17 protein-coding genes, 1 rRNA gene and 1 pseudogene are annotated in these 21,983 nt (G+C 39.4%); 11 read left to right on the top strand and 8 right to left on the bottom strand.

The features are described from left to right. The 3 genes from AB5062_RS13820 to AB5062_RS13830 all read right to left on the bottom strand — a co-directional run. Window positions 1-275: ribosomal RNA gene (locus AB5062_RS13820) — 16S ribosomal RNA — on the bottom strand; the annotation flags it as partial. Between the two features lie 1,336 nt (window positions 276-1,611). Then, window positions 1,612-1,806, bottom strand: a complete 195-nt coding sequence (locus AB5062_RS13825; protein WP_011965406.1) for an Arc family DNA-binding protein — start codon at window positions 1,804-1,806, stop codon at window positions 1,612-1,614. An 8-nt stretch (window positions 1,807-1,814) separates the two neighbouring features. Beyond that, on the bottom strand, window positions 1,815-2,765 hold the full coding sequence (locus AB5062_RS13830; protein ID WP_005845921.1) for an SPFH domain-containing protein: 951 nt from the start codon (window positions 2,763-2,765) through the stop codon (window positions 1,815-1,817). Window positions 2,766-3,336: 571 nt separating this feature from the next. Here AB5062_RS13830 and AB5062_RS13835 point away from each other — a divergent pair. From AB5062_RS13835 to AB5062_RS13845, 3 genes are read left to right on the top strand one after another with little or no spacing between them, the layout of a single operon-like run. Beyond that, the gene (locus AB5062_RS13835; RefSeq protein ID WP_032946303.1) at window positions 3,337-5,337 is read left to right on the top strand and encodes an AAA family ATPase; all 2,001 of its coding nucleotides are present in this window, start codon (window positions 3,337-3,339) and stop codon (window positions 5,335-5,337) included. A 6-nt stretch (window positions 5,338-5,343) separates the two neighbouring features. Next, the gene (locus tag AB5062_RS13840) at window positions 5,344-5,958 is read left to right on the top strand and encodes an L-threonylcarbamoyladenylate synthase (protein WP_005848917.1); all 615 of its coding nucleotides are present in this window, start codon (window positions 5,344-5,346) and stop codon (window positions 5,956-5,958) included. A gap of 48 nt (window positions 5,959-6,006) precedes the next feature. Further along, window positions 6,007-6,840 carry a mechanosensitive ion channel family protein gene (locus tag AB5062_RS13845; protein ID WP_011965404.1) on the top strand — a complete coding sequence of 278 codons (834 nt, stop codon included), beginning with the start codon at window positions 6,007-6,009 and terminating at the stop codon, window positions 6,838-6,840. A 95-nt stretch (window positions 6,841-6,935) separates the two neighbouring features. Here AB5062_RS13845 and AB5062_RS13850 read toward each other — a convergent pair whose 3' ends face one another. Both AB5062_RS13850 and AB5062_RS13855 read right to left on the bottom strand, forming a co-directional pair. Beyond that, the gene (locus tag AB5062_RS13850) at window positions 6,936-8,123 is read right to left on the bottom strand and encodes an FprA family A-type flavoprotein (protein WP_005845911.1); all 1,188 of its coding nucleotides are present in this window, start codon (window positions 8,121-8,123) and stop codon (window positions 6,936-6,938) included. Between the two features lie 15 nt (window positions 8,124-8,138). Next, on the bottom strand, window positions 8,139-9,065 hold the full coding sequence (locus AB5062_RS13855; protein WP_008667739.1) for a TIGR01212 family radical SAM protein: 927 nt from the start codon (window positions 9,063-9,065) through the stop codon (window positions 8,139-8,141). Window positions 9,066-9,151: 86 nt separating this feature from the next. Here AB5062_RS13855 and AB5062_RS13860 point away from each other — a divergent pair, with 86 nt between their 5' ends. The 3 genes from AB5062_RS13860 (at window position 9,152) to AB5062_RS13870 (ending at window position 13,353) form a co-directional block, all read left to right on the top strand. Further along, window positions 9,152-11,353: a S9 family peptidase gene (locus tag AB5062_RS13860; protein WP_032952290.1), complete on the top strand. Its 2,202-nt coding sequence runs from the start codon at window positions 9,152-9,154 to the stop codon at window positions 11,351-11,353. A 98-nt stretch (window positions 11,354-11,451) separates the two neighbouring features. Further along, window positions 11,452-12,306 (top strand): lipoyl synthase, encoded by an 855-nt coding sequence (gene lipA, locus AB5062_RS13865; RefSeq protein ID WP_022508124.1) that lies wholly within the window; start codon window positions 11,452-11,454, stop codon window positions 12,304-12,306. A 57-nt stretch (window positions 12,307-12,363) separates the two neighbouring features. Continuing rightward, entirely contained in the window at window positions 12,364-13,353 is a 990-nt protein-coding gene (locus AB5062_RS13870; RefSeq protein WP_008667743.1) for a hypothetical protein, read from the top strand. Between the two features lie 15 nt (window positions 13,354-13,368). Here the strand turns inward: AB5062_RS13870 and AB5062_RS13875 are convergent, their stop codons facing one another. The 3 genes from AB5062_RS13875 to AB5062_RS13885 are packed head-to-tail and all read right to left on the bottom strand — an operon-like array spanning window position 13,369 to window position 15,963. After that, entirely contained in the window at window positions 13,369-14,073 is a 705-nt protein-coding gene (locus AB5062_RS13875; protein WP_032934791.1) for an SAM-dependent methyltransferase, read from the bottom strand. A gap of 23 nt (window positions 14,074-14,096) precedes the next feature. Beyond that, window positions 14,097-15,098 carry a gliding motility protein GldB gene (locus AB5062_RS13880; protein WP_032952292.1) on the bottom strand — a complete coding sequence of 334 codons (1,002 nt, stop codon included), beginning with the start codon at window positions 15,096-15,098 and terminating at the stop codon, window positions 14,097-14,099. Between the two features lie 7 nt (window positions 15,099-15,105). Further along, window positions 15,106-15,963, bottom strand: a complete 858-nt coding sequence (locus AB5062_RS13885) for an enoyl-ACP reductase (protein ID WP_005845903.1) — start codon at window positions 15,961-15,963, stop codon at window positions 15,106-15,108. A 376-nt stretch (window positions 15,964-16,339) separates the two neighbouring features. Here AB5062_RS13885 and AB5062_RS13890 point away from each other — a divergent pair, with 376 nt between their 5' ends. The 5 genes and pseudogenes from AB5062_RS13890 (at window position 16,340) to AB5062_RS13910 (ending at window position 21,534) form a co-directional block, all read left to right on the top strand. Next, a complete protein-coding gene (locus tag AB5062_RS13890; RefSeq protein ID WP_032952297.1) occupies window positions 16,340-17,959 on the top strand; it encodes a glycoside hydrolase family 28 protein in 1,620 nt (539 codons plus the stop codon). 138 nt (window positions 17,960-18,097) lie between these two features. Further along, window positions 18,098-19,312 carry a DUF4861 domain-containing protein gene (locus tag AB5062_RS13895; protein WP_005848935.1) on the top strand — a complete coding sequence of 405 codons (1,215 nt, stop codon included), beginning with the start codon at window positions 18,098-18,100 and terminating at the stop codon, window positions 19,310-19,312. A 13-nt stretch (window positions 19,313-19,325) separates the two neighbouring features. Further along, on the top strand, window positions 19,326-20,990 hold the full coding sequence (locus tag AB5062_RS13900) for a glycoside hydrolase 43 family protein (protein WP_032952299.1): 1,665 nt from the start codon (window positions 19,326-19,328) through the stop codon (window positions 20,988-20,990). 100 nt (window positions 20,991-21,090) lie between these two features. Continuing rightward, window positions 21,091-21,216: pseudogene (locus tag AB5062_RS13905) on the top strand (RNA polymerase subunit sigma-70); the annotation flags it as partial. Between the two features lie 69 nt (window positions 21,217-21,285). Next, window positions 21,286-21,534, top strand: a complete 249-nt coding sequence (locus AB5062_RS13910) for a hypothetical protein (RefSeq protein ID WP_172685072.1) — start codon at window positions 21,286-21,288, stop codon at window positions 21,532-21,534. Window positions 21,535-21,983 lie beyond the last annotated feature (449 nt).

The following is a 21,983-nucleotide window of genomic DNA, read 5'->3' on the forward strand; positions in this document are numbered from 1 at the left end:
TGGGCCGTTACCCCGCCTACTATCTAATGGAACGCATCCCCATCGTCTACCGGAATACCTTTAATCATGTGAACATGCGGACTCATGATGCCATCTTGTATTAATCTTCCTTTCAGAAGGCTGTCCAAGAGTAGACGGCAGGTTGGATACGTGTTACTCACCCGTGCGCCGGTCGCCATCGGCCTTAGCAAGCTAAGACCATGCTGCCCCTCGACTTGCATGTGTTAAGCCTGTAGCTAGCGTTCATCCTGAGCCAGGATCAAACTCTTCATTGTAATAATATCTTTTTCCAACTATTCAGTTGATAATCTGCTCAAGGATTCCAAATCTATCAATATCAATATTGACGGTTCTTGTTTTTTCCGTACACCATATATATATTACATACGGTGCACCGGCTTGTACTACTTGTTTGTTTATCTTAAATCTTTCAAAGAACTCTCATTTATGTTTATTTCCGTTTTTCCCGGAAATGTTTTGCAAAGATAAAGCGTTTATTTCAAACTACCAAAAAATTATCGAACTTTTTTAAAACTTTTTTGTTTCATCTATGTTCTTCAAATCATCTTGTCAGTTTTAAACTTACCTCTCTTGCTAAGCGGATGCAAAAGTAGTTGATTTCATTTCTTTATCCAAATATATCTACTGTTTTTTCTATTTTTTTTGTGATTATATTTATAAACATCTGATTTACAGATTATACGTAATGTTTATTTCGATAATCCATTTTACAATATCAAAAAGTATACACCATATTATATTATCGCGCGCGACAGACTAAAATGAATATTGGGTAAACATCGGCTCACCTGCAAAATCATAGGAAGGGGGGCGCTCTTAAAGTATCATTTTCTTCTTCGAACAATTTCCGAAAGTCTTCTTGACGCATCATTCAAAAAAAGTTGGGAGCATTTATGCCCTCATGACCTCACTTCGTACACAACAAACTCATTATAAGCAACTTATGTAGTTATAGTAAAAATTATTGCCCTCACTTATACCCTATGCCCTCACTACGTTTTGAAGCTGATTTCTGTATAACATGCTTACTTTCAGTTATATAAACTTCTTTTTTAGACTATTCCAACTTGATGTAAAATAGGGTGTTCTCGTTTTTTTGCTCGCAAACAGTGTGCATATCTCCACGAAATATAATAGTATCCCCGGTAGTGGTAAAAAGGCCAAGACACTTTTAAAAAAGCCCGTTATCTTTTCAAAAAAGCTCTTGTTCTTTTTTGAAAAGCTCTTGATCTTTTTTAAAAGTGTCCTTATCTTTTGGAAGAGAATAATTTCACAGATGTCTACCGAGATTTTGTTGACAACTTCTATTGTTATTACTCGCTTCTTTTAGCTACAAAATTAATGAACATCGAGCCTTTTGAAGTTATGAAAAGTAACGCAATACATTGAAAGAAAAATCATTTACCATTTTCTGACTATCCGCATTTGCAAAACAACGGGTAAGTAACGGAATTCGCAGAAAAATATGCTCCATAATACTCGATTTACCTACCGCCAGCCAAGATAAAAGTCCATAACTATTTGATTATTAATCATTTTTCTACTTTTACAAACAGTAGGAAACACTTTGTTTCCATTAGATAAACTGTATCATTCTGTTTCTTCCTTTTTGATTATTGTCTTCTTTTTCTTCATTCTGCCACTCTTGCGCAAAGCTTCCGCTATAATCCATTGAAGCTGTCCATTCGTGGAACGGAATTCATCCGCCGCCCATTTCTCGATAGCTTCCATGATTTCCGCGTCCACTCTGAGCACAAAGCTTTTTATCGTTTCTTTCTTTGCCATCTCCTACACTAATGATTCAACGTTCCGGAATTAATTACCGGCTGTGCCGGCTCGTCCGCACAAAGTACCACCAACAAATTACTGACCATAGCGGCTTTTTTTTCTTCATCCAGTTCTACAATTCCATCCTCGGCTAATTTATCCAAAGCCATTTTAACCATAGAAACAGCCCCCTCCACTATTTTTTCGCGCGCGGTAATAATAGCACTTGCCTGCTGACGACGAAGCATCACCGCTGCAATCTCCGGAGCATAAGCCAAATAATTGATTCTGGCCTCTACTATTTCCATACCTGCCATAGCCAGACGCTCATTAAGCTGACGTTCCAGCTGGTCATTAATCTCCTCACCTCCGCCACGCAAGGTCAGCTCATTCGTATCATGCTCATTGTCATCGTAAGCATACTGTCCGGCCACCTGGCGGAGGGCCGCATCACTCTGCACACGTACAAAATCCTCAAAGGCATTCATACGCCCTGCCACGCTGACACTTGCCGTCCCTGTCCCTTTACTGTCCGCCATCGTCTGCGCGTCAATCTCAAACATCGCCTTATAAGTATCTTTCAATTTCCAGACCAAAACCAGCCCTATCAGAATAGGATTGCCAATCTTATCATTCACCTTTATCGGCTCCACATCCAGATTACGGGCGCGAAGAGACAACTTCTTCTTGTTCATGAAAGGGTTTACCCAAAAGAAGCCTGTGTTTTTAAAAGTGCCTTTATATTCACCGAAAAACACCATCACACGTGCCTCATTAGGTTCTTGAGAAAAATATCCCGGAAGCATCAGCACAAACAACAATACCAGCATAAACAAAACAGGAATAGATAACCAAGGTAGTTGCCCAAAAATCAAAAAGTTCAGGAATACTAGTGCAGGCAACATAACCAAGTTAAAAAACAAAGCCATAAACCCATTAATTACCAGCTCATTGTAAGACATTTCTTTTGTTTCCATAATGATTTATTTTTGATATTATTATGATATCACAAATCAAACAATACTTCTTGAGATAAACAAACTGATTTATATGTTATACGACAGAAGCAAACAAAATATTCACCAAAATGCAATAAGAAACTCCTACTTTTTTTGACCTAAATCAATAAAATTGAGATATCGATTAAAAATATGCTGTAAAACATATATTATAACGAACAAACTCCTTATCTTTGTGTTGTAAAACATAAAAAGATATTTTTTTAGTAGCTACTAAGGTAAAAAGAAAGATTGTTTAAAGAAGGCCAACCGGGAGGTGCGCCTGCTATTTATGAGTGTTTTTAGGTATTAATTAAAAAAAGAAAGGATAACATTATGAAAAAGGTAAAAAACATTTTTCACAAAATTGCTAACGCTGATCCTATGATTTGGGGTTACGTTATGTTGAACGAAACAAAGTAAATTAGAACCAATACAGGGCAACCCCCTGTAGGACTATAAAAAAGGACGGTTATTTAACCGTCTTTTTTATGCCCTTTTACGGGATTTCCACTATCTTTGTCCATTCATTTTCAAACGTATGGACAAAATGCAAGTAGACACCCATAATAAAGAGTTTCAAGATGCCTTGAACCTTATCCAATATACACGTCAGTCAGTATTCCTCACTGGAAAGGCGGGTACAGGTAAATCTACTTTTCTAAAATATGTTTGCGAAGTAACCAAAAAGAAACATATAGTACTGGCTCCCACAGGTATTGCAGCTATCAATGCCGGCGGAAGCACACTGCATAGTTTTTTCAAATTACCATTCTATCCACTTTTACCGGATGATCCTAAATTCAGTTTGAAAGATGGAAAGTTACATAGCTTTCTAAAATATACTTCCGCTCATCGAAAACTGATAAAAGAAGTAGAATTAGTGATCATCGATGAAATTTCCATGGTTCGGGCAGACATTATTGACTTTATAGACAAAATATTGCGGGTATATTCACAAAATATGCGTGAACCATTCGGAGGCAAGCAAATATTGCTGGTAGGAGATGTTTTTCAACTTGAACCAGTCATTAAAAATGACGAACGTGAGATAATCAACCGCTTCTATCCCACCCCTTATTTCTTTTCGGCACGGGTCTTTCAGGAAATGGAGCTGGTATCCATAGAACTGACAAAAGTATACCGCCAGTCGGACAAAATTTTTGTTAACGTATTGGATCATATCCGGACCAATACTGCCGGAGCAGCCGACTTGCAACTACTGAACACCCGTTACAACACTCACATAGAAGAAAATGAAAGTGATATGTATATCACACTTGCTACCCGGAGAGACACCGTAGACTTTATCAATGAAAAGAAATTATCTGAACTACCTGGAGAATCAACGATTCTGACCGGTGAGATACACGGAGAATTTCCAGAAAGCAGCCTTCCCACCCAAATGGAACTGGAAGTAAAACCAGGAGCACAAATTATTTTTATAAAAAACGATTACGACCACCGTTGGGTGAACGGTACGATTGGCACCATTTCAGGTATAGACGAAGGGGATACATTATATGTTATCACAGAAGACGGACAGGAATTTGACGTTAAAAAAGACAGTTGGCGCAATATACGATATAAATATAATGAACTAGAAAAAAAAATAGAAGAAGAAGAATTAGGAGTATTTATACAATATCCTATCCGTTTGGCATGGGCCATCACGATACACAAAAGCCAAGGATTGACTTTCAGCAGGGTCGTTATTGATTTTACAGGAGGGGTGTTTGCCGGTGGACAAGCCTACGTAGCATTGAGCCGCTGTACTTCACTAGACGGCATCCAACTAAAAAAGCAAATTACACGTGGAGATATCTTTGTCCGCCCGGAAATAGTAAAGTTCTCGCAACGATTCAATAACCGCCAGTCCATTGAAAAAGCATTGAAGCAGGCACAAGCTGATGTACAATATGTAGAAGCGGTACAACACTTCGACAAAGGTGATTTTGAAAGATTTCTAGAACAATTCTTTCTTGCCATCCATTCACGTTATGATATCGAAAAGCCTTTGATCAAAAGATTTATACGTAAGAAGCTGGGAATCATCAACAATTTGAAAGTCGAAAACAAACGGCTAAAAGACCAATTCCATGTACAACGCAAAAATCTTGAAAAATATGCCCGCGAATATTATTTAATGGGAAATGAATGTATCATCCAGGCACATGATTCACGTGCTGCTATTGCCAATTATGACAAAGCGATTGAATTGAATCCTTCTTATACGGACGCTTGGATACGTAAAGGTATCACATTACATAATGACAAGGAATACTACGAAGCCGAAGTTTGTCTGAATGAAGCGGTACGCCTTAGTCCCGCTTTATTCAAAGCTATTTACAATCGAGGAAAAAACAGACTGGCATTAGATAATATAGAAGGAGCTTTGGGAGATTTTGACCGGGCTGTTTCTTTAAAGCCGGAACATCCGAAGGCCCATGAATATTTCGGAGACGCATTGATGAGAATCGGAAAAGAAGAGGAAGCCGCCCTACAATGGGCTATTGCGGAACGCTTGCGTGAAAAAAAATCTAAAAATTAAAATAACATGCTTTTAAGACTTTATAATAAGAATAATAATCCCAAAGATCTGGAAGAAGTAATCCGGATATTGGAAGAGGGAGGGTTAATTATTTACCCTACCGATACGATGTATGCCATAGGATGTCATGGTCTGAAAGAACGTGCAATAGAACGTATCTGCAAACTGAAAAACATTGATCCACGTAAAAACAATTTATCCATTATCTGTTACGACTTAAGCAATATCAGCGAATATGCCAAAGTAGACAACAGCACATTCAAGCTAATGAAACGCAATCTTCCCGGACCGTTCACTTTTATCCTGAATACGGGAAACCGTCTGCCCAAAATATTCAAGAACCGTAAAGAAGTAGGTATACGCGTACCAGACAACAACATCATCAGGGAAATATGCCATATACTAAAAGCACCAATCATGACCACCACGTTGCCTCTGAAAGACGGCGAAGACATAGAATATATTACCACTCCAGAACTGATAGAAGAAAAATTCGGCAAAGAGGTAGAACTAATTATTGATGGAGGTATCGGAAGCATAGAACCTTCTACCATTGTGAACTGTACAAACGGAGAAGCAGAAATTGTACGTCAAGGTAAAGGTATTCTGAACGATTTTTAATCTGAATTGTTTTATATATTAGAAATGTCAAATTAAAGTAAATTTATCATGTTATTAGCATCTGAAACAAGTATTCAATTAACCAATGCATTAGAGAAACTTATCGACTCCGGCATTCAATTAGGAGAAAGAGTATTAGGAGCACTTATTATTTTTATAATCGGAAAGTTCCTCGTAAATTGGCTGAATAGACTTTTTGCACGTATTTTGGAAAAAAGAAAAGTGGACCCGAGTATCCAGTCATTCCTAAAGAGTATGGTGAATATCTTACTGCTCATCATGCTGATTCTTGCTGTGATAGGGAAATTAGGTATCGAGCTGACAGGATTCGCCGCACTTCTCGCTTCTGCCGGTGTTGCCATCGGTATGGCACTGTCTGGTAACTTACAAAATTTTGCCGGTGGACTGATTATCTTATTGTTCAGGCCTTATAAAGTGGGGGACTTTATCGAAGCTTCTACCGGTGCCTCGGGAACAGTAAAAGAAATACAGATTTTTCATACTATTCTTATCACTGCAGACAACAAGATGATATATGTACCTAATGGAGCCATGAGTAGTGGGGTCATTACAAATTACAGCAAACTGGACACCCGCCGTATAGAATGGAATTTTGGCGTGGACTACGGAGAAGACTATAATAAAGTAGAAAAAGTATTGCGCGAAATCATTGCCAATGATAAACGTATTCTCACCAGTCCTGCCCCTTTTATTGAATTAGGAGAACTTGCCGCCAGCAGTGTAAATATAAAAATCCGCGTATGGGTGAATAGTTCGGATTACTGGAACGTATTTTTCAGTATGAATCAGACTGTCTATACTATTTTTAATAAAGAAGGAATTAACTTCCCATTCCCACAGCTTACTGTACATCAAGCCTAACGTCAGAAATCTTTAGAACACGAATGACGCAATTGTCACAAGCTTGATCTTATCAATCATGTGTCATTTGCGTCATTTGTATGCTATCACAAGATTTATTTTCTATCCGCTTTCAAACGATCAGCCATAGCCTTAGCCAACTCCTTTGCCTGAGTGTTAGTTTCGGCCTTCATGCTATGTTTCATTTCTACAGGATTTCCGACAGGCTCAAATTTCAACTTATCATTAAACTCTGCAATTTTCTTCACAGCAGCGCTAGCCCATGTAAATGAGCCAAAATATCCCAGATAACGTCCCTTTATCTCGCGAGAAGCCAGCTTGCTCAGCAGAGCTTCCATTTCCGGATACATCTGAGTATTATAAGTGGGGCATCCCACAATCAGTCCTTTATATTTGAATACATCCGCAATAATAAAAGAATGACTGGTATGAGAAACATTATGCATCACGATATTACGAATTCCCTGCTTGCTCAGTTCTTCTGCAATAGCTTCTGCCACCTCCTCTGTATTACCATACATCGAGCCATAAGCTATTACAACCCCTTCTTCGGCCTCATAACGACTCAAACGGTCATAAATACGTACCACACGAGGAATTTCCTCTGTCCATACCGGACCATGAGTAGAACAAACAGTCGTTATTTTCAAGTTTTGCAATTTCTGTAAGGCCTTCTGTACCGGCGCACCATATTTGCCTACAATATTAGAATAATAGCGCACCATTTCATTCCAATAAATATCTGTATTAATATTTGTATCAACCACACCACCATTCAATGCACCAAAACAACCGAAAGCGTCACCGGAAAACAAAATACCTTCCGTTTCATCAAAAGTAACCATCGTTTCGGGCCAGTGAACCATCGGAATCAATGAAAAGCGCAGTCTATGATGTCCCAAAGCTAGAAAATCTCCTTCACCCACTACATAACGCTCACCGCCTACACCATAATACCCTTCAATCATTTCGAAAGTCTTCTTGTTACCGACAATCACAATGTTAGGATAATATTGCTTGATCAAACTGATAGAACCGGAATGGTCTGGTTCCATATGATTTATAATCAAATAATTGATAGGTTTATCACCGATAATGCTACGAATTTTCTTCAAATAAACCTCAAAATAGCATACGTCTACTGTATCCACCAAAGCGACCATCTCGTCGTCAATCAAATAAGAGTTATAAGACACACCATAAGGTAACGGCCACAAGTTCTCAAACAAAGCCTTGTTACGGTCATTCACTCCCACATAATGTACTTTTCCTTTGATTTCCATATCTGTTTTCTTCTTTTAATATTTATAGTATTTGCCTTGCCAGGCATCTTTTTCTCTCATCCGTTTTTTCACCTTATCCGTAAATTCATAATTTTTCAATCCCCAATCAGGAGCTATCAACAATTCTTTAGGTGATTGGGAAACAAAACGCTCCAGTACGATGTCCGGACGAAGATGTTCTATATAATCAATAACCAAATCAACATATTCATCAGCTGTATAAAGATGGAAAGCTTCAGGCTCTTTCACATATTCACTCGCCATGCGCGTACCTTTAATAAGTTGTAACTGATGCAGCTTTAAAGTAGTCAGAGGTAATTGTGAAAGTACTCCTGCCTGTCTGATTAACATTTCTCTTTCTTCTCCGGGCAAACCAAGAATTATATGCCCTCCTACTAAAATCCCTCTCTCTGCAGTCTTCCGAACAGCCTCCGCAGAAACGGCGAAAGTATGTCCCCGGTTTATCCGGCGCAACGTTTCATCATCCGTACTTTCAATGCCATACTCCACTAATACAAAAGTGCGTTTACCAAGATCTTCCAAATAATCCAATAATGATATCGGCATACAGTCCGGACGAGTTCCTATCACCAGTCCTACCACATCCTCTACCATCAGCGCCTCTTCGTATTTTCTTTTCAACTCTTCCAGTTCCCCATACGTATTGGTATAAGCCTGAAAATAGGCCAGATATTTCATTTCCGGATATTTGCGTACAAAGAACCGCTTTCCTTCTTCCAACTGCTGAGCAACAGACTTTCCCGTATGGCAATAGGCCGGATTAAATGTTTGATTATTACAATAAGTGCAACCTCCGTATCCTACCGAGCCGTCACGGTTAGGACAAGTAAATCCGGCATTAATAGAAATCTTCTGCACTTTACAAGGAAAGTGCATAGCTAAAAAGCCGGATAAGTCGTTATAAAGCATCTCTCTGTTCATGAACTTATTTTGCGGGACAAAGATACGTATTTTCAAACAAAAGTTTTACCTTTGTCTTTGATTATCATTTAAAGAATTTATCTATTATGAGAAAATTAAGTATATTTATTATTTTATTCTTCTGCTTGCTGACAGTCGGAGCCCAACAAGTAAGCTTGCAAGACGTAGCAAACAGAACGTATCGTGCCGAAGGAATCAGAGGTATCAAACCGATGTTGGATGGAGAACATTATACCCAAATGAGTGCCGATGGCAAAAAAATCATACAGTATTCTTTCAAGACCGGCAAAGAAACAGGTACCATCTTCGATGTAAATACGGCCCGTGACTGTAGCATCAAGTCATTTGATGACTATATCATGTCACCCGATGAAAAACTGATTCTAATACAGACTGAAACCAAACCTATTTATCGTCGTTCGTTTACCGCCAATTACTATATTTTCAACGTAAAAAACAATAAAATGGAACCGCTCTCAGAAAACGGTCCACAACAGGTTCCTTTATTCTCGCCGGATGGCAATCAGATAGCTTTTGTACGTGATAATAATATCTATCTGGTAAAATTATTGTTTGGCAACAGTGAATCACAAGTAACCAAAGACGGCAAATTCAACGAAGTGCTAAATGGTATTCCCGACTGGGTATATGAAGAGGAATTCGGCTTCAACCGTGCTTTCGACTTCAGTGCAGACAGCCAGATGCTTGCCTATATCCGTTTTGATGAGAGTCAAGTACCTATGTATTCTTTTCCACTATACAAAGGTATGGTTCCCGCATTAGAGAAATTCAGCACTTATCCGGGAGAATATGAATACAAATACCCTATGCCAGGAATTAACAATTCCAAAGTAACCGTTCATACTTTTGATATAAAAAGTAAGGTAACCCGCAAGATGAACTTGCCTCTAGATGCAGACGGTTATATCCCTCGCATCAAGTTTACGGATGATGAGAATGCGTTGGCAATCATGACTTTGAACCGTCATCAAAACCGTTTCGACCTCTATTTTGCCAATCCACGAAGTACATTGTGTAAACTGATGGTACGTGATGAAGCTCCCCAATACATTAAAGAAGAAGCCTACTCCAACATCGTTTTCTATCCAAAAAACTTTGTGGTGATGAGTGAAAAAGACGGTTATAACCATCTCTATCTTTACACTAGCGGAGGAAACCTGGTTAAGCAAATCACAAAAGGGAACTTCGAAGTGAAAGATTTCCTGGGATGGGATGAAGCTACCAACACATTCTATTTTGAAAGCAATGAAGGTAGTCCGCTACGCACCGCTATCTACAAAGTGGACGGCAAAGGTAAAAAGACCAAACTATCCAAACAGGAAGGAACTCATGAAGCTATTTTCAGTAACAATATGAAGTATTACATCAATACTTTCTCTAATATCAACACCCCTCCTGTCATTACCCTTAATGACAATAATGGTAAAGAATTGGCAACTTTAGTAGATAATAACACATTGAAACACCAAGTTTCACGTCTGAATATGCCAAGTAAAGAACTATTTAGTTTCAAGACCAATGACGGTGTGGAATTGAATGGTTGGATAATGAAACCCGCAAATTTCAATCCGAACAAAAAATATCCTGTTATCATGCACCAATATAGTGGACCGGGTTCACAAGAAGTTGCAGACAAATGGGGAATTGGAGCCCGTAGAGATGGCGGCATGTTCGAAGCTTATATGGCCGGTCAAGGCTTCATCATGGCTTGTGTAGACGGACGCGGAACCGGTGGCCGAGGGTCTGATTTTGAAAAATGCACCTACTTGAGTTTAGGAGTAAAAGAATCGAAAGATCAAGTAGAAGCCGCCAAATACTTAAGTACACTACCCTATGTAGATGGTAACCGTATCGGTATATGGGGATGGAGCTATGGAGGTTACAATACATTAATGTCCATGAGTGAAGGAACACCGATATTCAAAGCTGGAGTAGCTGTTGCAGCTCCTACAGACTGGCGTTTCTACGATTCGGTATATACAGAGCGCTTCATGCGTACCCCCAAAGAAAACATGGAAGGTTACAATGCTGCATCTGCTATTAACCGTGCCAACAAACTGAACGGTGAATTGTTGCTGATCCACGGCACAGCAGATGATAATGTACACTTACGTAACAACGCAGAATACAGTGAAGCATTGGTACAGGCCGACAAGCAATTTGACATGCAAATCTATACCAACCGCAACCATGGAATCAGTGGAGGCAACACAACTAAACATTTACTGACTCGCGTAGCCAATTTCTTTATTGATAATTTAAAATAAAAAACCATTCACCACAGATTATACAATTTTACATAAAAACCGAATGAAAACAATTTGCATTGGTATAATCTGTGGTGAATTATAAATCTAATATCATCATGAATCACGTTAAAAAACCAGACTGGCTTAAGATAAACATAGGGGCAAATGCTCGATATACCGAAACCAAACATATTGTAGATTCCCACAAACTACATACTATTTGCAGTAGCGGACGATGTCCCAATATGGGAGAATGCTGGGGAAAAGGTACTGCCACTTTTATGATAGGTGGCGAAATTTGTACCCGTTCCTGCAAATTTTGCAACACACAGACCGGACGGCCTCTTCCGTTAGACCCTGAAGAACCTACCCATGTAGCAGAGTCCATTCAACTCATGAAATTATCTCATGCCGTTATTACCTCTGTAGACCGTGATGATCTAGATGATTTGGGTGCTGCCCATTGGGCTAAAACGATTTCAGAAATCAAGCGCTTGAATCCGGAAACCACAACCGAAGTTTTAATCCCTGATTTTCAAGGAAATAGCAAACTGATTCAGCTAGTCATTGACGCCAAACCAGACATCATCTCACACAATATGGAAACTGTACGCCGCATCAGTCCCCTGGTACGAAGCGCAGCCAACTATGCAACCAGTTTAAAGGTCATCAAACAAATAGCCAATAATGGTATTACAGCTAAATCCGGTATTATGGTAGGTTTGGGAGAACGCCCGGAAGAAGTAGAAGAAGTCATGGACGATTTATTGGCACAAGGCTGCAAGATACTTACTATTGGCCAATATCTACAACCTACCCACCGCCATTATCCGGTAGCGGAATATATTACTCCCGATCAATTTAAACAGTATAGAACAATTGGATTAAAGAAAGGATTCCGAGAAGTGGAAAGCGCACCTTTGGTACGTTCCTCCTATCATGCAGAAAAACATATAAAATTTAAAGGGTAACGAGTAAACCAACTTTATATCTTTTTTGTTATAAAGATATAAATAGAGATAGAGAGAATGAAATCGTTACTGGAATACAAGAATTTAATCATGTCCACAGGGTTAATACCAGCCATTGTATGCATGATTTTCTGCATTTTCTTTCAAGATGCAGTTGTTTTGTATGTCTGTAGTTTGGCTAGCATTATTTATATCCTATACAGACTTGTCAAACCTCCTGTTTATCAGCCAAATCTAGTATTACTACATGGAACTTTGGCATTAATCATTGCATCCATCATAAAAGGCATAAGCGGAGATATGCTTATTCCGGACCGAACAGTTCCCATTACGCTAGAAATACTGATACTCTGTTTTTCACTACTCTATCTCATGGTCCCCAATTTTTATACAAAACTATTCTCCTACTTTCATTATAAGATATCTATTCTGAACTGTTGGGCCACACAGGTTATAGCTGTTTTATCCGGCATTCACCTGTTTGCTTCCTGCATAATTTATTTATTTTTCAGTCCACTATCTTATAATACCCTTTACGCTATGACCCACATCATCCCTCCTTTGATATATGTCATTTGCATTATTGTCAATCATGCATTTGTGAAAACAATCAGTTTAACCTATAAAAAAATGCCTTTTTTACGTATCGCCCCTATTTGCAATGGAAAGATCTATGTTGCTCCCCGCAGTTATCAAGGTGAAGAACCCGGCAAGTTGGACATACCTATGGAAGACTACATTTATGCCTGCAAGACAGATACGGATAAATATGCCAAAGAAGTAGAAAATAAATATAGCAACCATATTACCGGACAACCGGAACCACGCTTCAGTTTGAAACATTTGGTAAAAGAAACCAATGGAGTTAAAAAAACCATCATGCTATATATTCTTCCTTTAAACGATGAAGAACAGATACATTTTACCGGAGGAAAATTTGTAACTCCCGAAGAAATAGAAATGAATTCTGCCCAATATAGTTCTTTTCTAAAAGAAGAAATAGATCATCTGAACATAGTGACACAGATGTGGGAGGAATTTAAATGAATATCTGTTATCGCATTACTTATAAATCAAGAAAATACAGGGAATCTTCGATAAATCCGGCAATTTCCCCTGCCACTCCTTTATTGTCTTAGTCTTTATATATTCTCCTTCACACGTAATATTGGCAGCAATACAAAGTTTGGTTTGCGGACGGCAATTCTTAAGAATATCTTCCGCCATCTTATTATTACGATAAGGAGTTTCAATGAAAAGCTGCGTCTGATCTTCTGCATAAACACGCTGCTCCAATACCTTAATACGTTTCGCACGCTCACCAGGCTCAATAGGCAAATAACCATGAAAAGCAAAACTCTGTCCATTAAAACCCGATCCCATAACAGACATAATAATAGAGGAAGGTCCTACCAAAGGCACCACTTTAAGATTCTTACGCTGAGCAATAGCAACCACGTCCGCTCCAGGATCAGCAACAGCCGGACAACCGGCTTCAGAAATAACTCCCATGGACTGTCCGGCCAACAAAGGTTTCAGATAACCGGAAATATCTTCAGGAGAAGTATGTTTGTTCAATGGATAAAAAGTCAATGCATCTATGTCAATCCCGCGATCTACCTTTTTCAAAAAGCGACGTGCCGAGCGTACATCTTCTACAATAAAATGTTTGATGCCGAGAATGACCTCTTTATTATACACAGGCAACACATTTTCCACAGGAGTTTCGCCTAATGTGACAGGCAATAGATACAAAGCAACTTCCATCATACTACTAATCAATCAAAATATCAAGGTTTGAAATCTGTTCCAGCCAACATCTGATGATAATCCGTCTTAGCCAACAAATCCTTTATTGTCATATCAGGATGCTTTTTCATATATTCATCAATCAGCAAAATCCCCATCCATACTCCAATACTTGCAGGAGTTTTCTCACCCATAATAGAAATAAAGGGATCCTTGCGTATATAAGTACGTACAACAAGGGGATCGGTAGCATATAAATGACCATTTTCAACCATTGTCTTCCACAGACTTGTTTTATTCTTCCTGCACCACTCAGCCTCATCCTCACTATATCCCATCTCTTTCTCAAAAGATTCATACCCTAAAATATGAGCCACTATCCAATTTATCTTTCCACGATGCATAATCATATCTAATAAAGTACGACCAGGCTGCCATGGCAAAGGATACTGACTCAGCAAATAAAAGGTAAAACAATCCGGAACAATACGATCAGGCTCCATACTGCGACATTGATAGTCATAATAGAAGCGTTTATATAAAGGATAATCTGCTCCCATATACTTATCAATACTAAAACCCAAAATACTATCCCCAACTACAACAGACTGATTCAGAGCAGCTATTTGAGCATAAAAATGAGGAACGAACAATGTAGGAACCTCTTTTTTCAAACGTTTGAAACCTTTGGTCAGTTTTTCCTCAACCCAACCAAGATCCTTAAATTTCTCTTCGGCATCGTGCATCAAAGTCAATAAAGTAGAATCCGAATAATATTCCAACATCCGGTCGTTAATCTTCATGTCATCCACCTCACCTATCGCCAATACATCTTCTATCAACAGCTTGGTAACCTGAGGATAGTCCGTATTCATTTTTTGCAGTGCCGAGAAACTATTCATCGTGACATACTCATACTGCAAACGATCATAACGGGCAACTCTTACATCCACATCAGCAGTATTGCCACTCTTCCCATCCCACTGACAGGAGGAAAGAGCAACAAGACATACTACTAATATGAATATAATTTTGCGCATCATCTATTTCTTATCCGTAAATGATGTTTCCGTTTTCGTCTTTATATTCATCCAGACCTTTTTCATAAGTTGCCATAGCACGCAAACTCATACCTACACTGGAGAAACCTCCATCATGATATAAATTCTGCATAGTCACTTTACGAGTCAGGTCAGAGAACATTACAATGCAGTAATCTGCACATTCGTCTGCCGAAGCATTGCCTAATGGTGACATACGGTTAGCAAAGTCAAACAGCTTATCCATACCTTTCACACCTGAACCGGCAGTAGTCATGGTCGGTGACTGAGATATGGTATTCACACGCACATGATGTTCACGACCATAAATGTAACCAAAACTGCGTGCGATAGATTCAAGCAATGCTTTTGCATCCGCCATATCATTATATCCATAGAATGTACGTTGTGCAGCAACATAACTCAAAGCCAAAATTGAACCATACTCCGCAATAGCATCCAGCTTTTTAGCAGCTTGAATCATTTTGTGGAACGAAACGGCAGATATATCCAGAGTCTTGCTCAACATATCATAATCGAGGTCATCATAAGTACGTTTCTTACGAACGTTAGGAGACATACCGATAGAATGCAGAACGAAATCTATTTTTCCACCTAATATTTCCATCGAACGTTTGAAAACATTCTCCAAATCTTCTACGCTGGTTGCATCTGCCGGAATTACCTCACAATTCAGTTTCTCAGCTAAAGCAGAAACTTCTCCCATACGGACAGCTACCGGAGTATTGGACAATGTAATGGACGCACCTTCTTCTACAGCCTTTTCAGCAACTTTCCATGCGATAGACTGTTCGTTCAATGCACCAAAAATAATACCTCTTTTTCCTTTCAACAAATTGTAACTCATACCTTCTTTATTGTTAAATTAGTTTGCAAAGATACAAACAAATAAATTAATCATAGCTTTTTTTGCACACAAATGAAGAAATAATGCAATTATAAAACTAATTTTTACCATTTAAGGTTTCAGCTAAATGAGAATTTAACAAAAAATCCACTTATTCTATCAAATAGTGCACATAAAGGACAATTCTTTCAGCTATATTTGCCATCGAATTAAGAGGTTTTTTCATAATATTTATTTAAGGTTAGAATTAGGTTAACATGAAACATTATTGCTGCTCCCGTAAATAGCCCGTGAGGGTCTTTTACGGGAGAGTGATAAGACTTCTTAAAGCAACAATCAACTAGATAATTATTAATCTTAAACATATATAATACCAATGACTACTTTAATAAAGAAGATTCTATTACTTCCTGCCACATGTTTAATTCCTTTTTTGACCGGATGTAATAATTGTCCGTCTACGACTATTGTAGAAGATATTATAGATCCCGCCATCTATACAAGCCTCCCTTTCAAGATGGATAAAGTTGAACAACCTACTTTTCCAGACTATTCGGTAAACATCATAGATTTCGGTGCCAAGCCAGACGGTATTACTTTAAACACAAAGGCTATTAATGATGCAATCCAACAGGTTAATGCCAAAGGCGGTGGTAAAGTCATTATCCCTGAAGGCTTGTGGCTGACCGGTCCCATCGAACTATTGAGCAATGTGAATCTATATACAGAAAAGAATGCGTTAGTATTATTCAGTGCAGACCATTCACTATATCCCATTATAAACACTTCTTTTGAAGGTTTGGAAACCCGTCGTTGCCAGTCTCCTATTTCAGCACGTAATGCTGAAAATATAGCGATTACAGGCCACGGAGTATTTGATGGTAATGGAGACACATGGCGTCCGACCAAGAAAGATAAACTGACTGAAGGCCAATGGAAAAAATTGGTCGCCTCCGGTGGTGTGGTAGATACCGACGGAAGAATCTGGTATCCCAGTGAAGGTGCATTGAAAGGTGCTATCCTGTCAAAAGACAACTTCAACGTACCTCGTGGAGAACTTACCGATTCTGACTGGGACTACATGCGCGACTGGTTACGTCCTGTATTGCTAAGTTTCATCAAATGTAATAAGGTATTGCTGGAAGGAGCGACATTCAAAAATTCACCCAGTTGGTGCTTACATCCGCTATCATGTGAAAATATTACAATTAATAAAGTTACAGTTTCTAATCCTTGGTACTCACAAAACGGAGATGCTCTTGATTTGGAATCATGTAATAAAGCATTGATTATAAACAACTCATTTGATGCAGGAGATGATGGTATCTGTATAAAGTCAGGAAAGGACGAACAAGGGCGCAAACGCGGTGAACCTTGTCAAAATGTTATCGTTATGAACAACACCGTATTACATGGACATGGAGGTTTTGTTGTAGGTAGTGAGATGTCAGGAGGTGTAAACAACATATATGTAGACAATTGTACTTTCATGGGTACAGATGTTGGCTTACGCTTTAAAAGTAATCGTGGGCGTGGCGGATTGGTAGAGAATATCTACATCAGCAATATCAACATGATTAATATTCCGAACGAAGCATTAATATTCAATTTATACTATGGTGGAAAAGGTCGTGGTGAAGATCCTAATCAGGATGAAAAGAAAGCAGAAACTACCATCCCTCCTGTAACAGAAGAAACTCCGATATTCCGTAATATCTTTATCAAAGATGTAACCTGTAACGGAGCAGGCAGGGCTGTGTTCTTCAATGGCTTGCCTGAGATGAGAATCAAGAATATCAATATGGAGAATATCATCGTATCTAATGCTAAAGAAGGTGTAGTATTAAGCGAAGCCGACGAAGTTAATATGAAAAATATCAAAATAGAGTTAGTAAAAAGTGGAAAGAACTTGAAGATGCAAAATGTTTCCAATGTAACGATAGACGGAAAGAATCATGCTGAAATCGGGGCACAAGGAGAAGAACTCAATTTCTAATTCTTACACCCATTAGTGCATTTCTCCACTTAATTTATAAAAATAGTAAAGCACGGATTGCACGGATAAACACGGTTTTCATACTAACACTGTGTAATCCGTATGATCCGTGCTTAAAATAATAAACTATACATCATTATGAAAAAGCGCTCAATTATTGTCCTCACATTATTAGCAGGATGCTTTACCAACTCTTTTGCACAAAAAGGCGAAAAGACACTGACCGTAGAAGTCAGCAATGAATGGATTCAAAATAAGACCGACGAACCGATAGTGATAGATTTAAATAACCTGAAAGCAGGTTTCAACATCAAATCCGCCACTGTATGGGAAGGTAATAAAGAAATTCCGTCCCAACTGGACGATCTGAACGGTGACGCACGTGCTGACGAACTGGCTTTCCTCATCGATATGCCAGCCAAAAGCAACAAAAGTTTCCGTATAATTCTCTCTTCAGAAAAAAGTGAAAAAAACTATCCGGCACGTACTTATGCCCAAATGAAAGCTTACGGACATAACAACAAATTCGCCAATATTACGGGATTTTCAGCGGCAGGAACCGAGAATGTATATAGTTTTGTTTACCATCACGGACCGGCTATAGAGAGTGAATTAGTTGCCTATCGTATCTATTTCAACGAAAAACAGACGGTAGATCCATATAGCAAAGTAAATAAAAGACTGGAAATAAAAGAGACTTGTTTCTACCCTACCAAAGCGCAACGTGCCAACGGCTACGGAGATGATGCGCTACGTGTTTACAATAGTGGTGGTGTAGGTGCATTAAAAGGTTGGAATGGTACTGAAGCGACCCACATAAAACCAGTAGTAAACCGCACGGAACGTGTACTAGCCTCCGGTCCTGTACGTGCCATCGTCGAAGCAGAAGTCATCGGTTGGGAATATCAAGGGAACGATTTGAACATGATCAATCGATATACCATCTATGGCGGTCATCGGGACATGAAGGTAGATGTCCTGTTTGACCGTCCGCTTAAACAGGAAGTCTTTGCAGCAGGTGTACAGATTCTGAAAGAAGGAGGTCACATGAGCGACCATAAAGGACTGACTGGAAGCTGGGGAACCGACTGGCCCGTCACAGACACCATAGGCTATGTGAAGGAAACAACAGGTATGGGAACTTTCATTCCTAAATATATCGGTAAAGAAGTACAAGACGGTTCAAACTACCTATATACCTTACAAGCACCGGGGCAACAGCATTTCCACTATTACGTTACTTTCACCTCAAAAAAAGAAAGTTTCGGATTTAAAGATATGAAAGACTGGTTCAATTATCTTCCCCAATGGAGAAAAGAATTGGAACATCCTTGCAAAATTACGATTAAATAAAAAATCTAAAACCATGAAACGACTAATCACTCTCTGTCTGCTAGGAGGCTGTTTTTTATCTGCTCCCGCACAGAATTATGTATCCCAAGCCTGGGTGGCCGACCAAGGCAATGGAACCTACAAAAATCCAGTCCTGTATGCGGATTACTCCGATCCGGACGTTTGCCGTGTAGGAGACGATTATTATTTGACCTCATCCAGTTTCAACTGTCTGCCCGGTTTACAAATATTACACTCCAAAGACCTTGTCAACTGGACTATCATAGGTGCGGCTGTACCCTACGCACTGCCCCCTGTTACCGATGTCCGTCCTGAACATGGCAACCGTGTATGGGCACCCAGTATCCGCCACCATAACGGTGAATTCTATATATTCTGGGGTGACCCGGACCAAGGAGCATTCATGGTGAAAGCCAAAGATCCGAAAGGTCCCTGGAGCGAGCCAGTTTTGGTGAAAGCCGGAAAGGGCATCATCGACACGACTCCATTATGGGATGATGACGGTCGTGTATATCTGGTTCACGCTTATGCAGGAAGCCGGGCCGGACTGAAAAGTGTAATTACAATTTGTGAGCTAAGTGCTGATGCAAGTAAAGCTATCACACAATCCCGTATCATTTTCGATGGTCATGAAGCACATCAGACTTGTGAAGGGCCCAAATTCTATAAACGTAATGGATACTATTACATCTTCCATCCGGCAGGCGGCGTTCCTACAGGATGGCAAGTCGTACTTCGCTCAAAAAACGTATACGGTCCATACGAATGGAAAACAGTATTAGCGCAAGGCAACTCTCCCGTCAACGGGCCTCATCAAGGCGGTTGGGTAGACACCCCTACGGGAGAAGACTGGTTTATGCACTTCCAAGACGTAGGAGCTTACGGACGCTTAGTCCACCTGCAACCTATGAAATGGGTTGATGACTGGCCCGTTATAGGTGTTGATAAAGACGGCGATGGTTGTGGCGAACCTGTTCTGACTTATAAAAAGCCTAATGTAGGTAAGAACTATCCTATTTGTACCCCGCAAGAAAGTGACGAGTTTGATGGTTATACATTGTCTCCTCAATGGCAATGGCAGGCTAACATCAATGAAAAATGGGCTTATTTCAACGGAGGAGAAGGATTTGTACGTCTATACTCCTACCCAGTTCCCGAAGATTATAAAAGTTTATGGGATGTTTCTAATCTGATGCTACAAAAAACCCCGGCTCCCAATTTTACTGCCACCACCAAACTTACTTTCAAGCCGACAGAAAAATATAAAGGTGAACGTACGGGAATGGTTGTAATGGGAATGGATTATGCCGGATTAGTTGTTGAAAACACAGACAACGGACTTGTCCTGTCACAAGTGGAATGCTTGAAAGCCGATCGGGGAGCTACTGAAAAAGTAAATGCTTCCGTTCCCTTAAAAGACGGCACAATCTATCTTCGCGCTAAATTTTCCGCAAAAGGAGACAAGATTAAAGCCAGTGAAGGCGGTCACGACTTATTAGTGAAATGTAACCTCAGTTACAGTACGGACGGCAAGAAATTCCAGCCATTAGGAGAAACTTTCCAAGTAAAAGAAGGTAAATGGATAGGAGCCAAGGTAGGTATCTTCTGTACGCGCCCCGCTATTGTAACCAATGACGGAGGATGGACGGACGCTGACTGGTTCAGAATTGAAAAATAAAGAAAATATTCATAATACATTGTACTTTTTGCATTTTTAATCCATGAAAGTCGTATATCGTGTCGGTTAAATTCCTAATTTTGTGCCGCAAAAGGCATCCATGAACAATAATGCAAGAAAATACAATAGATATAATGAAGTAGACGAAAGGATACTAGCTCTCTTTGCAGAAAACAAAGAAAAGGCCTTTCGTCTACTGTATGATACTTATTATCTCCCTTTATGTTGTCCATATACAGCAGAAGCTTATGAGTGTTAGGGTAAGATGCGTGGCTACCAATTCCATATACTAATAATGCCAACAGGAAGTTCTGCACAAAAGATAGGATATCCACTTCTTTCGTACGCAAGGGAAAGGGGCAAAGGACGAGAAGTTGAGAAAGGTGGGATCAGTTATAAATCAAAAACAGACAAAAGAAAGCCGCATAGCGGGATTATAAAGACTCTATTAGAGGAAGTTGCCAGGCTTCTTTCGGAACACAGCATACCCAAACGGATAAGATTTGAGGTTAAAGAAAAAACATACAATAAAAATGACATATGAGATGACAGTAGGAAATCCTCTGCATATGCCATCTTACTTTTTTATGACATTTATAAATGTCCCTAAACGAACTTGGAAATATACCCAGATGTAGCATTATTCTAAAGTTCTCCGACCTGAAAGTTGTCGCTCTCAGCATAACGAGAGAAGCTTTCGGATTCGACAGTGAAAATTTCTTGTTTCATCTCTCATAGTGAGTACAAAAACGATTAGCCAAGCCTGATAGCTGACATCAGTTCAACGCCCGGCGCAAACTGACAACTCTCCTTGCCAAAGAAATCCACAAAGATTGTGGTAATTGCGATTGACGGGGCCGTATTGATTCCAAACCGGTAAAGGTTTGCTTGAACGCAAGCATCAAACGATACGTCATGAAGCGGGACAATCCGGACGCTATATCTAACTAGGCTTATTATGCTTCGCAGGGAGTGCATTATTATGATTATAAA

The organism is Phocaeicola sp. RTP21359st1_B8_RTP21360_211022 (genome assembly GCF_040911965.1).
Lineage (GTDB): Bacteria > Bacteroidota > Bacteroidia > Bacteroidales > Bacteroidaceae > Phocaeicola > Phocaeicola vulgatus.